This is a genomic window from Amycolatopsis sp. MEPSY49, from assembly GCF_051337345.1.
Lineage (GTDB): Bacteria > Actinomycetota > Actinomycetes > Mycobacteriales > Pseudonocardiaceae > Amycolatopsis.
Map to the genome: position 1 here is coordinate 1 of NZ_JBDLYJ010000039.1, position 573 is coordinate 573.

The window sequence follows — 573 nt, forward strand, 5'->3', positions numbered from 1 at the left end:
ACTGGCCGCTGCGCCGCGCCGCAGAGCGGTTCCAGGTCGCGGTCACCACCGCGAAACGCTGGGCCGACCGCTACCGCGCCGAAGGCACCGCCGGCATGACCGACCGCTCCTCACGACCCCGGACCTGCCCACACCAGACACCCACCCGACTCGAGCGGCGGATCATCAAGGTCCGGGTGATCCGTCGGTGGGGACCCGCGCGGATCGCCTACCTGCTCGGGCTGAACCCCTCCACCGTGCACCGGGTCTTGCTCCGCTACCGCTGTGCCCGGCTGGCTCACCTCGACCGGCGCACCGGCCGGCCGATCCGCCGCTACGAGCACCCCGCACCCGGTGACCTGGTCCACGTGGACATCAAGAAGCTGGGCAACATCCCCGACGGAGGCGGGCACCGGGTCACCGGCCGGGCCGTTGGTCTGCAGAACAAGAAAGCCACCACCACAGCCCGCTACCGCCACGGCACACCGAAGATCGGGTGCAGCTATCTGCACAACGCGGTGGATGATCATTCCCGGCTGGCCTACAGCGAGATCCTGCCGGATGAAACCAAGGAAACCGCGGTCGCGTTCTGGG

1 protein-coding gene is annotated in these 573 nt (G+C 69.5%); it reads left to right on the plus strand.

The genetic code is table 11. From position 1 onward, the window contains the following. The coding region (locus tag ABFJ78_RS50185) for a helix-turn-helix domain-containing protein (protein WP_436394705.1) at positions 1–573 on the plus strand (573 nt) is incomplete at both ends.